General features: G+C 65.4%; 14 protein-coding genes. 5 read left to right on the top strand and 9 right to left on the bottom strand.

Annotation, left to right across the window (positions count from 1 at the left end):
- The first annotated feature begins 35 nt into the window (after positions 1-35).
- Positions 36-293 carry a hypothetical protein gene (locus EV656_RS03815; protein ID WP_132599658.1) on the top strand — a complete coding sequence of 86 codons (258 nt, stop codon included), beginning with the start codon at positions 36-38 and terminating at the stop codon, positions 291-293.
- 182 nt (positions 294-475) lie between these two features.
- Positions 476-640 (top strand): hypothetical protein, encoded by a 165-nt coding sequence (locus EV656_RS16470; RefSeq protein ID WP_165918931.1) that lies wholly within the window; start codon positions 476-478, stop codon positions 638-640.
- Positions 641-691: 51 nt separating this feature from the next.
- Here EV656_RS16470 and EV656_RS03810 read toward each other — a convergent pair whose 3' ends face one another.
- Positions 692-1,480: an enoyl-CoA hydratase gene (locus EV656_RS03810; protein ID WP_132599656.1), complete on the bottom strand. Its 789-nt coding sequence runs from the start codon at positions 1,478-1,480 to the stop codon at positions 692-694.
- A 59-nt stretch (positions 1,481-1,539) separates the two neighbouring features.
- Here EV656_RS03810 and EV656_RS03805 point away from each other — a divergent pair, with 59 nt between their 5' ends.
- Both EV656_RS03805 and EV656_RS03800 read left to right on the top strand, forming a co-directional pair.
- Positions 1,540-1,959 (top strand): PaaI family thioesterase, encoded by a 420-nt coding sequence (locus tag EV656_RS03805; protein ID WP_132599654.1) that lies wholly within the window; start codon positions 1,540-1,542, stop codon positions 1,957-1,959.
- A 41-nt stretch (positions 1,960-2,000) separates the two neighbouring features.
- Positions 2,001-3,818, top strand: a complete 1,818-nt coding sequence (locus tag EV656_RS03800) for an ABC-F family ATP-binding cassette domain-containing protein (protein ID WP_132599652.1) — start codon at positions 2,001-2,003, stop codon at positions 3,816-3,818.
- On the opposite strand, the gene EV656_RS03795 is transcribed toward EV656_RS03800, so the two are convergent.
- The 8 genes from EV656_RS03795 to EV656_RS03760 all read right to left on the bottom strand — a co-directional run bounded on the left by EV656_RS03795 (position 3,815) and on the right by EV656_RS03760 (position 11,467).
- Positions 3,815-4,423, bottom strand: coding sequence for a hypothetical protein (locus tag EV656_RS03795; RefSeq protein WP_132599650.1), 609 nt, complete (start codon positions 4,421-4,423; stop codon positions 3,815-3,817). The genes EV656_RS03800 and EV656_RS03795 overlap by 4 nt on opposite strands.
- Positions 4,423-5,178: an SDR family NAD(P)-dependent oxidoreductase gene (locus EV656_RS03790; RefSeq protein ID WP_132599648.1), complete on the bottom strand. Its 756-nt coding sequence runs from the start codon at positions 5,176-5,178 to the stop codon at positions 4,423-4,425. The genes EV656_RS03795 and EV656_RS03790 overlap by 1 nt, the downstream gene beginning before the upstream one ends.
- A gap of 95 nt (positions 5,179-5,273) precedes the next feature.
- Positions 5,274-5,966, bottom strand: a complete 693-nt coding sequence (gene phoB, locus EV656_RS03785) for a phosphate regulon transcriptional regulator PhoB (RefSeq protein WP_132599646.1) — start codon at positions 5,964-5,966, stop codon at positions 5,274-5,276.
- A gap of 1 nt (position 5,967) precedes the next feature.
- Positions 5,968-6,681 carry a phosphate signaling complex protein PhoU gene (gene phoU / locus EV656_RS03780; RefSeq protein ID WP_132600865.1) on the bottom strand — a complete coding sequence of 238 codons (714 nt, stop codon included), beginning with the start codon at positions 6,679-6,681 and terminating at the stop codon, positions 5,968-5,970.
- 25 nt (positions 6,682-6,706) lie between these two features.
- Positions 6,707-7,504, bottom strand: a complete 798-nt coding sequence (gene pstB, locus EV656_RS03775) for a phosphate ABC transporter ATP-binding protein PstB (RefSeq protein WP_132599644.1) — start codon at positions 7,502-7,504, stop codon at positions 6,707-6,709.
- A 19-nt stretch (positions 7,505-7,523) separates the two neighbouring features.
- Positions 7,524-8,900, bottom strand: coding sequence for a phosphate ABC transporter permease PstA (gene pstA / locus EV656_RS03770; protein WP_132599642.1), 1,377 nt, complete (start codon positions 8,898-8,900; stop codon positions 7,524-7,526).
- Positions 8,897-10,360, bottom strand: coding sequence for a phosphate ABC transporter permease subunit PstC (pstC, locus tag EV656_RS03765; protein WP_132599640.1), 1,464 nt, complete (start codon positions 10,358-10,360; stop codon positions 8,897-8,899). Before pstC ends, pstA begins: the two co-directional genes overlap by 4 nt.
- Before the next feature lie 75 nt (positions 10,361-10,435).
- Positions 10,436-11,467: a substrate-binding domain-containing protein gene (locus EV656_RS03760; protein WP_132599638.1), complete on the bottom strand. Its 1,032-nt coding sequence runs from the start codon at positions 11,465-11,467 to the stop codon at positions 10,436-10,438.
- A 207-nt stretch (positions 11,468-11,674) separates the two neighbouring features.
- On the opposite strand from EV656_RS03760, the gene cysS reads away from it, so the two are divergent.
- A complete protein-coding gene (cysS, locus tag EV656_RS03755) occupies positions 11,675-13,060 on the top strand; it encodes a cysteine--tRNA ligase (RefSeq protein WP_132599636.1) in 1,386 nt (461 codons plus the stop codon).
- Positions 13,061-13,120: the final 60 nt, after the last annotated feature.

Here is a 13,120-nt window from a genome sequence, read left to right as displayed (position 1 = left end):
TGGCATATGCAACACGGCGCTGCTACAACGGCCCGATGATGCGGCGCGACAGTCTCTTTGGCGAGCTGTGGCAAAGTGCCCGGCGTGTAGCCTTCGCCATTCTTGGCGGGGTCATTCCCCGCTTTACCCCCGAAGAAATCGAGGAACGCGTTTCCCGACGCGCAGCCCATGAACAGGCGGCCATCGTCATCGCGGTCCTGATGGCACTGCTTTTTGCCAGCTTGCTGTTTGCCAACGGGGGGGTGATCGGGCTGTTGGTCTACTTCCTATTGGTCATTTATCTTGTCCGATAGCCCGATCACATCCGTTTGAACGGGCTGTGATCGGGCGGTATTCCGCAGCCCTTTCAACGGCTTGCATCTTTGTATGCGCATGTATGCGCATGAAAACAAAGAAATTTTCCCCACCCGGTGATCCGGGGCCGCAAACGGCGCGTATCCCTTGCACAACACCAAACAGGAAAGGGAACTGACCCATGGATATCATCGGCCCTCTGATGCTCGGCACGCTCGGTTTCGTCGTTGCCTTCGCCTACATCAACATGCGCCAGACCGAAGAACAGCTGGCGGAAACGCGCCGTCGCCGCGCCGAAAAGCAGGCCGCCGAGCGTAGCGCCGCCCAGCCGGTCGCGGCCGAGTAACACCGGACCCCGAGATCAGGGCCGGGCGGGATTCGCCCGGCCCCGATCACCTCAGGCCTGCCAGTCGGGCTTGCGTTTTTCCAGAAAGGCGCTGATTCCCTCGTCCGTATCGCGCCACATCATGTTTTCGACCATTGCCGCGCCCGCATGGGCATAGGCATCGTCCATCCCCATCTCTGCCTGATCGTAAAAGATCCGCTTGCCGATCCGCACCGCGGGGTTCAGCTTGGCGGCGATCTTTTCGGACAGCGCGCGTGCCTCGTCGTTCAGCGCGTCATGCGGGACCGCGCGGTTGATCAGGCCAAGTGCCTCTGCCCGGTCGGTTCCGATGAAATCGCCGGTGGTCAGCATCTCGAACGCATGTTTGCGGGGGATGTTGCGGGACAGGGCCACCATGGGGGTCGAACAGAACAACCCGATATTCACCCCGTTGACGCCGAACCGCGTCCCCTCTGCCGCGATGGCCAGGTCGCAAGAGGCCACCATCTGGCACCCCGCCGCCGTTGCGATCCCGTGCGGGGCGGCGATCACCGGCTGGGGCAGGCGCATCAGCCCGGTCATCACCCGCGCGCAGCGGGTGAACAGGTCGGCGAAATAGGCTTGCCCGCCATCCTCGGCCTGCCGCCCGGCCTGCATCTCCTTAAGGTCGTGGCCTGCGCAGAATGCCTTGCCGTTGCCCTTCAGGATCACCACCCGCGTTTCGCGGTCCTGGGCCAGTGTGTCGATCTGGGACTGAAGGGCTGCCAGCATCGCGTCGGACAGCGCGTTCAGCCGGTCCGGCGCGTTCAGTGTCAGCGTGGCAATGCCCCCTGTGTCGTCGCGTAACAGGATCTCGCTCATCTTGTTTCTCCTCCCCGTTTACCGGCAGACTACGCGGCAAAGGGAGGATGGGAAAGAGCATGGATTTGCAGATGGATGCCGCGGCGCTAAGCGCCTTTATGGAACGGGAATTTCCGCAGGTGGCCGCCGATTTCGTGATCGAGGAGGTGGCCCCGATGCAACTGCGCGTGCGCATGCCCGTAGCGGAACGGCATTTGCGCCCGGGTGGCACCGTATCCGGCCCCTCGATGTTCGCGCTGGCAGATGTGGGGATCTACCTGGCGGTGTTGGCGATGATCGGGCCGCAGGCGCTGGCCGTGACCACGAACTGTTCCATCGACTTCATGCGCAAACCGGCGGCGGGCAAGGATCTGATCTGCGAGGCGCGGCTGCTGAAACTGGGCCGCGTGCTGGCGGTGGGGGACGCGCTGATCCGGTCCGAGGGGATGGACGGTGTCGTCGCGCGGGCCAGCCTGACCTACTCGATCCCGCCGCGCTGAGGGGCGTTGACGCAGGCGACGCCATGGCCTAGCCCGGCGCCATGGCACGCGCACCGCTTTTGCAACTCAGCGATATTTCCCTGACCTTCGGGGGTGATCCGGTTTTTGCCGGTTTGGATCTTGTCGTGCAGCCGGGCGACCGGCTGGCGCTGGTCGGGCGCAACGGGTCGGGCAAGTCCACCTTGATGAAGGTGATGGCCGGGCTGGTGGAACCCGACGCGGGCGCGCGCGTTTTGTCGCCGGGCACCAGTACCGGCTACATGGAACAGGAACCGGACCTGTCCGGCTTTGCCACGCTGGGTGATTTCGCCGCCAGCGCCCTGGCCCATGGCGAGGAATACCGCGTCGAGATGGTCGCCGAGGGGCTGAAGCTGGACCCGGCAACGCCGGTTGAAACGGCCTCGGGCGGGGAACGGCGGCGCGCGGCGCTGGCCAAGCTGCTGGCCGAGGCGCCCGAACTGATGCTGCTGGACGAGCCGACCAACCACCTGGATATCGAGGCGATCGGCTGGCTGGAAAAACAGTTGGCCGAAACCCGTTCGGCCTATGTGCTGATTTCCCACGATCGGGCGTTCCTGCGGGCACTGACGCGGGGCACGCTGTGGATCGACCGGGGCGCGGTACGCCGCCAGGATCGCGGGTTCACCTATTTCGAGCAATGGCGCGACAAGGTCTGGGCCGAAGAGGACGAGGCCCGACACAAGCTGGATCGCAAGATCAAGGCCGAAGCCCGCTGGGCGGTCGAGGGCATTTCCGCCCGGCGCAAGCGCAACCAGGGCCGTGTGCGCAACCTGGCCGCCCTGCGCGAGGAACGGGCGGGTATGATCCGCAGGCAGGGCACCGCCGCGATGGCGCTGGACGCCGGCCCGCAATCGGGCAAGCGGGTGATCGAGGCGAAGGGGATTTCCAAGAACTTCGGCGACCGAGTGATCCTGCGCGATTTCAGCTTGCGCATCCACCGGGGGGAATGTGTCGCGTTGGTGGGGCCCAACGGCGCGGGCAAGACGACGCTCTTGAAGATGCTGACCGGCGAGATGGCCCCCGATACCGGCGAGGTCAAGCTGGGCACCAACCTGGAAATGGCCGTGTTCGAGCAGAACCGCGCGGCGTTGGACCCGGAGATGAGCCTGTGGGACAGCCTGACCGGCGATCCCTACATGCGCGTGTCTGGCCGGGCCGATCAGGTGATGGTGCGCGGCCAGCCCCGGCATGTGGTGGGCTATCTCAAGGATTTCCTGTTCGACGAGGCCCAGGCCCGCGCGCCGGTGCGCGCGCTGTCTGGGGGGGAACGGGCGCGGCTGCTGCTGGCGCGGATCATGGCGCGGGAAAGCAACCTGCTGGTGCTGGACGAACCGACCAACGATCTGGATGTGGAAACGCTGGACCTGCTGCAGGAATTGCTTGGGGAGTATGAGGGCACGGTTCTGCTGGTCAGCCACGACCGCGATTTCCTGGATCGCGTCGCCTCGACCACCATCGCGATGGAGGGGGACGGGCGGGCCACGGTCTATGCCGGGGGCTGGACCGACTATCAGGCGCAGCGCAGCCCGGCCAAGGCGGACAAGCCCGCAACTACCGCCCCCGCCGATCAGCCCAGAAAACCCAAGCCCAGGCCGAAATCGGACGGCCCCGCCAAGCTGAGCTTTACCGAAAAGCACCGCCTTGAGGAACTGCCCGCCCAGATCGAGCGGCTGGAGGCCGAGATCGCCAAACTGGAAGAGTTGCTGTCCGATCCCGACCTGTTCACCCGCGAGCCGGTCAAGTTCCAGAAGGCCACCGATGCGCTGGTGCAGCGGCAGACGGCCTTGGCCGAGGCCGAGGAAGAATGGCTGACCCTTGCGGAAAAGGCCGAAGGCTAGACCCCGGCCGTGCGGTGCAGGGCGGGGCGATAGCCGCTGTGCAACGCCGTCAGGCTTGGTTGCGGGGTCAGCACGGTCACCCGGCCCTGCGGCCGGGGGCGTGGCGGGCCATAGCCATCGGGCGCATAGGGCAGGGCCGCATCGCCCATCAGCAGGCAAGGGATGCGATCCAGAGGGTGCAGGATAAAGGCGCCGTCGGGCAGGGCGCCGGACTGCGCCGTCTGGCGGCGCTGTTGCCGGACACGGGGGATTGCACGGGCACGGTGCAGGGCGGCATCCAGATCACCCGCGCATTTCACGCCGCCTGCGGCTGCCAGGAAACGACGGAAATCATCCGGGCGGCAGCGCGCGCAGGGCCGGTGCCCGGCGGCCAGCGCGACGGCCTCGTCCAGAAAGAACAGCTCTGTATACTGCCCCGGTGCCATCAGGGCGCGGCGGCCTTCCTTGTAGGACAGCACGCAGCAAACCCAGGCCCGGTGCCGCCATCGGGCGCGGCCCAGCCGGCCCGAGGCGTCGTGCAGGATGCCCCGGTTGCCCATGAAATCGCCGCGGGCCTCGGTTGCGATGAAATCGCCGGTCGGGGTGACGCGGTTCTGCCGCGCCATCACTGCATCCGCAGTGCGCCATCCAGGCGGATCACCTCGCCGTTCAGGTAACAGTTTTCCAAGATGTGCCGCACCAGCGCCGCGAATTCCGCCGGGTCGCCCAGGCGCGGTGGTGCGGGCACGTCGGCGGCCAGGGTGTCCATGACCTCTTGGCCCAGACCCTCCAGCATGGGGGTGCGGAACACGCCCGGCGCGATGGCCATGACCCGGATCTTCAGGCTGGCCAGGTCGCGGGCCAGCGGCAGGGTCATCGAGGCGATCCCCCCCTTGGAGGCGGCATAGGCGGCCTGGCCCTTTTGCCCGTCAAAGGCGGCGATGGAGGCGGTGTTGACGATCACCCCGCGGCAGCCATCCGCGCCTTCGGCGTTGCCGGCCATTTCCGCCGCAGCCAGGCGCAGCACGTTGAAACTGCCGATCAGGTTAATTTCCACGGTCCGGCGGAAACTGTCCAGCGCGTGGGGGCCGCTGCGGCCCAGGGTGCGTTCGGCGGTGGCGATGCCCGCGCAGTTGATGCAGGCGGTGATGCCGCCCATCTGGCTGCTGGCCTCGCCGATGGCCTGGGCGACCGAGGTTTCGTCGGTCACGTCAACGGGCTGGAACCCGGCGCCGATTTCGCCCGCCAGCGCGGCGCCACGTTCGGCATCGCGGTCCAGAATGGTGACTGCGGCTTCGGCGCTGCACAGGGCGCGCGCTGCCGCTGCCCCCAGGCCCGAGGCCCCCCCGGTCACGATGGCCTTGGTTTCGCTGATCTGCATGATGCTCCTCCCGGTCTTTTGCGGCCAGCTAGCCGCGCCGGGAGGCGCTTGTCCAGAGGGCAGGGTGCCCCCGTTCGGCGGGGCGGCGCCGGGACTCAGCCCAGGGCGTAGCCCGCGCCGCGCACCGTGCGCACCGGGTCGGGGCCGCCATGCTGGCACAGCGCCTTGCGCAGGCGCCCGATATGCACGTCCACGGTGCGGGTATCAACATAGATGTCGCGCCCCCAGACCCGGTCCAGCAGCTGTTCACGGCTCCAGACCCGGCCCGGTTTTTCCATGAAAGTGGACAGCAGGCGGAATTCTGTCGGCCCAAGCTTCAGCAACTTTTCAGCGCGGAACACCTTGTGGGTTTCGGAATCGAGGACGATATCCTCGAACTCCAGGCGCTGGCCGACCGCGGCGGGGCGGGTGCGGCGCAACTGGGACCGGACCCGCGCCATCAGCTCGTTCACCGAGTAGGGCTTGACCACATAGTCGTCAGCGCCGGTTTCCAGCCCGCGCACCCGGTCCACTTCTTCGGCCCGGGCCGACAGCATGATGACCGGCAGGTTACGCGTTTCCTGGCGGGATTTCAGCTGGCGGCAGACCTCGATCCCCGAAACGCCGGGCAGCATCCAGTCCAGGACGATCAGGTCGGGGGACACCTCGTCCACCAGCAACAGCGCCTCGTCGCCGCTTTCGGCGCGGGACACCGCAAAGCCCTCTGCCTCCAGGTTGTAGGCCAGGACTTCGCGCTGTGCCGGTTCGTCTTCGACGACCAGGACGATGGGCTGTTCGCTTCTGGTCATGTCACGGCGTATCGTGGGTTTCAAACGCGGTGCGGTCGGCCTTGGGGCGCTCGTCCTCGGGCACGCTGCCGGTGACGAGGTAGATCACCTGATCGGCGATCGAGGTGGCATGGTCGCCCATCCGCTCAATGTTCTTGGCAATGAAATGCAGGTGCATGCACGCGGTGATGTTGCGCGGATCCTCCAGCATAAAGGTCAGGAACTGGCGGAACAGCGCGTTGTACATCTGGTCCACCTCGGCGTCGCGCAGGCGCACGTCCTGGGCCAGTTCGGCGTCGCGTTGGATATAGGCGTCCAGCGCGTCCTTCATCATCATCTCGACGGCCTTGGCCATGCGCCGGATCGCCCCGGTCGATCCGTCGATCGGCGCCATTTGCACCAGAACGCCGGTGCGTTTGGCCATGTTCTTGGCATAGTCGCCGACACGTTCCAGGTTGCCCGAAATCTTCATCACGGTCAGGACGGTGCGCAGATCGCCGGCCGAGGGCTGGCGCAGCGCCAGCAGGCGCGCGGCCTCTTCGTTGATCTGCTGTTCCAGCGCGTCGATGGCGCGGTCGCCCTCGCGCACGCGCTCGGCCAGTTCCTCGTCGCGGTTTTCAAGCGAATTCGCGGCTTCCAGGATCGCGGCCTCGACCAGTCCGCCCATCTTCATGATGAGCGCCTGAGCGGTTTCCAGATCGCGGTCGTAGGACTTGACGATATGCGGGTCCTTCATGAACTCAGACATGTTAAATCCTCCCTCAGCCGATCCGGCCGGTAATATAGCTTTCGGTCCGCGGGTCCTGCGGATTGGTGAAAATCTGTCCGGTCTCGCCGTATTCCACCAGGTTACCGAGGTGGAAGAAGGCGGTCTTCTGGCTGACGCGGGCGGCCTGCTGCATCGAGTGGGTGACGATCACCACCGAGTAGTCCTGGCGCAACTCGTCGATCAGTTCTTCGACCTGGGCGGTGGCGATGGGGTCCAGGGCCGAGCAGGGCTCGTCCATCAGCAGGACCTCGGGTTCGGTGGCCACGGCGCGGGCGATGCACAGGCGCTGCTGCTGGCCGCCCGACAGGCCCGTGCCCGGCGCATCAAGCCGGTCCTTGACCTCGTCCCAGATGGCGCCGCGGCGCAGGGATTTTTCCACGATGTCGTCCAGGTCGGCCTTGTTCTTGGCCAGCCCGTGGATGCGCGGCCCGTAGGCGATGTTGTCGTAGATCGACTTGGGGAAGGGGTTGGGCTTCTGGAACACCATGCCCACCTTGGCGCGCAGTTGCACCGGGTCGACCTTGGGATCGTAGATATCTTCGCCGTCCAGCGTGATGTCGCCCTCGACGCGGCAGACGTCGATGGTGTCGTTCATCCGGTTCAGACACCGCAGGAAGGTGGACTTGCCGCAGCCCGAAGGTCCGATGAAGGCCGTGACCGTCTTGTCCTCGATATCGACATCGACATCCTTGATGGCGTGGGTGTCGCCGTAATAGACCTGACAGCCCCGGGCCGAGATCTTGGTTTCGTTGGTCACGACTTTATTCTCCAGATTTGGCGTGTCGTACATGGCTTCGTCCTTTCGGGACTTACCAGCGGCGCTCGAACCGGCGGCGCAGGATGATGGCAATGATGTTCATCGTCAGCAGGAAGCCCAGCAGGATGATGATCCCGCCCCAGGCGCGTTCATAGAAGGCCGGGTCGGCGCGTTTGGCCCATTCGAAGATCTGCGCAGGCATGGCCGAGTTCGGGGCAAGGAAGCCCTCGGCAACGCTGCCAGGGTAGTTCGAGGCAATGTAGCCCACCATCCCGATCAGCAGAAGCGGCGCGGTTTCGCCCAGGGCTTGCGCCAGGCCGATGATCGTGCCGGTCAGAATGCCCGGCATGGCCAGCGGCAGGACATGATGAAACACCGCCTGCATTTTAGAGGCGCCGACGCCCAGGGCCGCATCGCGGATGGAGGGCGGCACCGCCTTCAGCGACGCACGGGTCGAGATGATGATTGTCGGCAGCGTCATCAGCGTCAGCACCAGCCCGCCGACCAGCGGCGCGGATTGCGGCAGGTGCGCGAACTGGATGAACACCGCCAGGCCAAGGATACCGAACACGATGGAGGGCACCGCGGCCAGGTTGGAAATGTTCACCTCGATAAGGTCGGTCAGCCGGCTCTGCTTGGCGAATTCCTCAAGATAGATCGAGGCAGCAACCCCGATCGGCAGGCTGAGACCCAGCACCACCAGCATCATGAAGAACGAGCCCAGCATCGCCACCCCCATGCCGGCCTGTTCGGGCCGCGCGTCAGAGGCGTCGGGGCCGGTGATGAAGGCCAGGTTGAAGCCCTTGCTGACCACGCCTTCGTCGCGCAGCGCGTCCACCAGATCCAGGTGCACCGCGTCCAGGTTCTTGTCGCGGGCGATGGATTCGCGGGTGACGCGGCCTTTCAGGTAGCCGTCCACGCGGGACGAGGCGAGGATGCGCAACTCAACCGTTTGGCCAATCAGGTCAGGGTTGGCCAGCACGGCATTGCGCAGATTGCCCACCGCACCGTCCGAGAACAGGTTGTCCAACTCCGAGGAGAAGCCCTTGACCTTGGCCTCGGCCAGCGGCGTGTCGATGCCGCGTGCCTGGATCTCGCGCAGGACAGCCTCGCGCAGCAACGGTTTGTAGGCGAAGGTCTTGACCGTCTTGATCTCTTCGAGGTCGCGATTGCCGGATTTGTCCAGCACCTCTTCCTTGAACTCGATCTGCAGCGTGTAGCCGGTCTGCTGAAAGGCCCCGACGCCGTTGAACACGATCGACACCAGCAGCGCGATCACGCACAGAACGCCGATCCCCACCGCGATCAGACCATACAGGCGGAAACGGGCCTCGGCTGCGTTGCGTTTGCGGGTGCGCTCGTCCGGGACCAGGATGGAACTGGCCTTGCCCGCGCCCTCCGGGCTGGAATTGGCGGTTGCGTCGGTCATTCGTACTGCTCCCGGTATTTGCGCACGATGTAAAGGGCCAGCACGTTCAGGCCCAGCGTGATGACGAAGAGGGTCATGCCCAGGGCAAAGGCGACCAGCGCCTCGGGCGAGGCGAAATCGGCGTCGCCGGTCAGCTGGCTGACGACCTTCGCGGTAACCGTCGTCATGGCGTCAAAGGGGTTCAGCGACAGGCGCGCTGCGGCACCTGCCCCCAGCACCACGATCATCGTTTCACCGATGGCCCGGCTGGCCGCCAGCAGGATGGCGCCGACGATGCCGGGCAGGGCGGCGGGCAGGACGACCTGCTTGACCGTTTCGGATTGCGTTGCGCCCAGCCCCAGCGAGCCGTCGCGCATGGCCTGCGGCACCGCGTTGATGATGTCATCGGACAGCGAGCTGACGAAGGGGATCAGCATGATCCCCATGACCAGACCCGCGGTCATCACCGCCGTCCCGGCCTGCATGACCCCGATGCCCTCATCCCCGAAAACCTTCATCAGCAGCGGCCCGACCGTCAGCAGGGCGAACAGACCGTAGACGATGGTGGGGATACCGGCGAGTACCTCAAGCAGCGGCTTGGCGACGGAGCGGACGTGCGAGTTGGCGTATTCCGACAGATAGACCGCAGCGAACAGGCCGATCGGAACCGCCACTGCCAGCGCGATCAGCGAGATGTAGAAGGTGCCCCACAGCAGCGGCACCACGCCCAGTTCCGAGCCGCCGCCGAAGCTGGGGCTCCAGGTCGTGCCGAAGAAGAAGTCGCGCGCCGGGTAAAGGCGGAAGAACTCGATCGTGTTGAAAACCAGCGACAGCACGATCCCGATGGTGGTCAGGATGGCCACGGTCGCGGCAAAGACCAGCAGGTAGCGGATCGCGGTTTCGACCACGTTGCGGGCGCGGAACTCGGCATTCGTTCGCAGGACCGACACTGCAAAGCCTGCCGTCGCGGCGCCCAGCACCACCAGCGTCATCAGCAACTGGCCGGTATTGGCGAGGCTGCGATATTGTTGCGCCGCCCGCAGCACGAAGTGGTCGACCTCCGAGCCGAGCGCCACGCCGACCTGGCCCAGGCGTTCGCGCACGTCGGTAAATTCGGAACGGATGTTGGAGGCATATTCACGCGTCATCGCCCCTTCGGCGACGGCGATATCCAGACCCTCTGCCACGCGGCGCACGTCGCTCATGACCAGGCCGCGCGTGCTGCTTTCGGCGATGGCCTCTTCGGGCAGGGTCTTTGAAATCTGGTTGTCGATATACAGCGGCTGCACCAGCAGCCACACGCCCATGATGAAGAACGCAGGCACGATCGTCATGATCGCGACGTTCGACCCGTAATAGGACGGCAGGGAATGGAGGGCGCGACTGTCGCCCCCGGCCGAGCCGAGCGCCTTTCTGCGACCGATGACATAACCGGCGACAGCGAGCGCAAGCACGATAAGCACGAGCCAGAGACTTGGCATGACCGCTCCGTATTCTGAGAAGGACCTGAGAGGGAGGGGTGGGGACGGCGGTGCCGCCGTCCCCGGGACCGTGAATTACTTCATGGTCTCTTCGTTGGCGATCATCGCCTGGGTCGCGGCCAGTTCCGGGTCGGAAACCAGGCCGTACTGGGCCAGCGGGCCATCGGGGCCGGCGATCTCGTCAGAAACGAAGAACTCGGCGTATTCCTTCAGGCCGGGGATCACGCCGATGTGGGCCTTCTTGATGTAGAAGTACAGCGGACGCGAAACCGGGTACTCGCCGGTGGCGATGGTTTCGGTCGAGGGGGCAACACCCGACATGGTGGCCACTTTCAGCTTGTCGGTGTTGTTTTCGTAGAAGGCCAGGCCGAAGACGCCCAGGCCGTTCGGGTTGGCGTCGATGCGGGCCAGGGTCTCGGTGTAGTCGCCGTCGATGTCGACCGACTTGCCATCGGTGCGGACCGCCATGCAGGCGTCCTCGGCGTCGTCTTCCGACATGCCCATTTCCATCATGGCGGCCATGGCGCCGGTGTCTTCGCAGCCCTGCAGCAGGACCTTCTCTTCGAAGACTTCGCGGGTGCCGTGCTTGGTGCCCGGGATGAAGGCGGCGATTTCAACGGCCGGCAGGTCGGCGTTGGCATCGGCCCAGGTCATGTTCGGGTTGGTGACCATGGCACCGTCCACCGGCAGTTCGGCGGCCAGGGCGTTGAACCAGTCCGACGGTTCGAAGGCGGTGAAGGCCGGGCCGTCGATCTGGCTGGCGAAGACGATGCCGTCATAGCCGATGCGGACCTGGATGATGTCGGTCACGCCGGCTTCGGCACAGGCCTTGATCTCTTTTTCGCGGATGGCGCGCGAGGCGTTGGCCACGTCGATGGTGTTCTCGCCGACGCCTTCGCAGAAACGCTTCAGGCCGGCCGAGGAGCCACCCGATTCCACGACCGGGGTCGGGAAGTCGAAGTTCTCGCCGAACAGCTCGGCAACGATCGAGGCGTAGGGCAGAACGGTCGACGAACCGGCGACCTGAACGTTGTCGCGCGCGGCGGCGGCGGTGGCCGAAACGGCGGCAATCGCCAGCGCGGAGGCGGTCACTTTGATATAGGACATGAGAGCTCCTGAAGATTGAATTTCGGGCGCAGATTCGCACCTGCCCCCGACCCCTATCGATAGGCTGCAATGCTTTTGTAATAATTTTGTAACGGAAATATGACAGGGCGCGTGGGGAGGGGCTGATCGAAAGGCCGGGGCCTTTTGATTTCCTTCCACTTCGGAATGTGCCAAACCCGACGCGGAACGCGCGCGAAGGACGGACGCATGACCCAGATTACGCTCTACAACACCAGAACTCGCCAGAAAGAACGGTTCGAACCGATCGATCCGAACAACGTGCGCATGTATGTCTGTGGCCCCACCGTCTATGACCGCGCGCATCTGGGTAACGCGCGGCCCGTGGTGGTGTTCGACGTGCTGTTTCGCCTGCTGCGCCATGTCTACGGGCCCGATCACGTCACCTATGTCCGCAACTTCACGGATGTAGACGACAAGATCATCGCCCGCGCGGATGAAAGCGGGCGGCCCATCGACACGATCACCGCCGAAACCACCCAGTGGTTCCTGGAGGATATGGGCGCCTTGGGCGCGCTGGAGCCGTCGCATATGCCCCGCGCGACCGCCTATATCGGCCAGATGATCGCGATGATCGAGGCGCTGGTCGAAAAGGGCCATGCCTACGCCGCCGAGGGCCATGTGCTGTTCGACGTGAACAGCTATGCCGCCTATGGTCGGCTGTCGGGGCGGTCGGTCGATGACATGATTGCAGGTGCCCGGGTAGAGGTCGCGCCCTACAAGCGCGACCCGATGGATTTCGTGTTGTGGAAGCCCTCGACCCCCGACCAGCCGGGATGGGACAGCCCTTGGGGCCGGGGGCGGCCGGGCTGGCATATCGAATGCTCGGCCATGGCGCATGACCTGCTGGGAGAGACATTCGACATCCACGGCGGCGGCAACGACCTGACCTTTCCGCACCACGAAAACGAGATCGCGCAAAGCTGCTGCGCCCATCCGGGCAGCGATTTCGCCCGCGTCTGGATGCATAACGAGATGCTGCAGGTTGAGGGCAAGAAGATGTCCAAGTCGCTGGGCAACTTCTTTACCGTGCATGACCTGCTGGCGGGGCATGACGGCCAGCCAGGCATTCCGGGCGAGGTGATCCGCTTCGTGTTCCTGTCGACGCATTACCGCAAGCCGATGGATTGGACGTCGGAAAAGGCGCGCGAGGCGGAAAGCACGCTGCGCAAGTGGCGTGGCCTGATCGCGGGCGTCGAACCCGCGCCCAGCCCCGCGCCCGAGGTGATCGCAGCACTTGCCGACGACCTGAACACGGCGGGCGCGATCGCGGTGCTGCACCGTCTGGCGGGCGAGGGCGACGCGGCTGGGCTGAAGGCCTCGGCGGGTTTGATGGGGCTGTTGTCCGACGAAATGGGGGCATGGACAGCAACGGGCGGGGCGGATCTGGCCGCGTTCGCCGAGAAACTGGCCGCCTTGCGGGCAGAGGCGATGCAGACCAAGGATTTCGCGCAGGTGGATGCGTTCAAGGCCGCGCTGACCGCTGCGGGTGTCGAGGTTCGGATGAGCAAGGCGGGGGTGGAACTGGTGCCCGGCGCGGGTTTCGACCCTGCCAAGCTGGAGGGCCTTAAATGACCCCAAGCGCGACACAGGGCGGCGCCCGGCCCGGCGGGGTGGGCGAGAAGCGCCCGCCCC

This window comes from Rhodovulum adriaticum (assembly GCF_004345735.1).
Taxonomy (GTDB): Bacteria; Pseudomonadota; Alphaproteobacteria; order Rhodobacterales; family Rhodobacteraceae; genus Rhodovulum; species Rhodovulum adriaticum.
Note: the sequence above shows the minus strand (reverse complement) of the source record. Positions and strands in the feature narration are given on the sequence as shown.

Bases quoted from the DNA above. Each gene is read 5' to 3' on its own strand.
- EV656_RS03815 (WP_132599658.1), top strand. From the start codon at position 36: ATGATGCGGCGCGACAGTCTCTTTGGCGAGCTGTGGCAAAGTGCCCGG.
- EV656_RS16470 (WP_165918931.1), top strand. From the start codon at position 476: ATGGATATCATCGGCCCTCTGATGCTCGGCACGCTCGGTTTCGTCGTT.
- EV656_RS03810 (WP_132599656.1), bottom strand. From the start codon at position 1,480: ATGAGCGAGATCCTGTTACGCGACGACACAGGGGGCATTGCCACGCTG.
- EV656_RS03805 (WP_132599654.1), top strand. From the start codon at position 1,540: ATGGATTTGCAGATGGATGCCGCGGCGCTAAGCGCCTTTATGGAACGG.
- EV656_RS03800 (WP_132599652.1), top strand. From the start codon at position 2,001: ATGGCACGCGCACCGCTTTTGCAACTCAGCGATATTTCCCTGACCTTC.
- EV656_RS03795 (WP_132599650.1), bottom strand. From the start codon at position 4,423: ATGGCGCGGCAGAACCGCGTCACCCCGACCGGCGATTTCATCGCAACC.
- EV656_RS03790 (WP_132599648.1), bottom strand. From the start codon at position 5,178: ATGCAGATCAGCGAAACCAAGGCCATCGTGACCGGGGGGGCCTCGGGC.
- phoB (WP_132599646.1), bottom strand. From the start codon at position 5,966: ATGACCAGAAGCGAACAGCCCATCGTCCTGGTCGTCGAAGACGAACCG.
- phoU (WP_132600865.1), bottom strand. From the start codon at position 6,681: ATGAAGGACCCGCATATCGTCAAGTCCTACGACCGCGATCTGGAAACC.
- pstB (WP_132599644.1), bottom strand. From the start codon at position 7,504: ATGTACGACACGCCAAATCTGGAGAATAAAGTCGTGACCAACGAAACC.
- pstA (WP_132599642.1), bottom strand. From the start codon at position 8,900: ATGACCGACGCAACCGCCAATTCCAGCCCGGAGGGCGCGGGCAAGGCC.
- pstC (WP_132599640.1), bottom strand. From the start codon at position 10,360: ATGCCAAGTCTCTGGCTCGTGCTTATCGTGCTTGCGCTCGCTGTCGCC.
- EV656_RS03760 (WP_132599638.1), bottom strand. From the start codon at position 11,467: ATGTCCTATATCAAAGTGACCGCCTCCGCGCTGGCGATTGCCGCCGTT.
- cysS (WP_132599636.1), top strand. From the start codon at position 11,675: ATGACCCAGATTACGCTCTACAACACCAGAACTCGCCAGAAAGAACGG.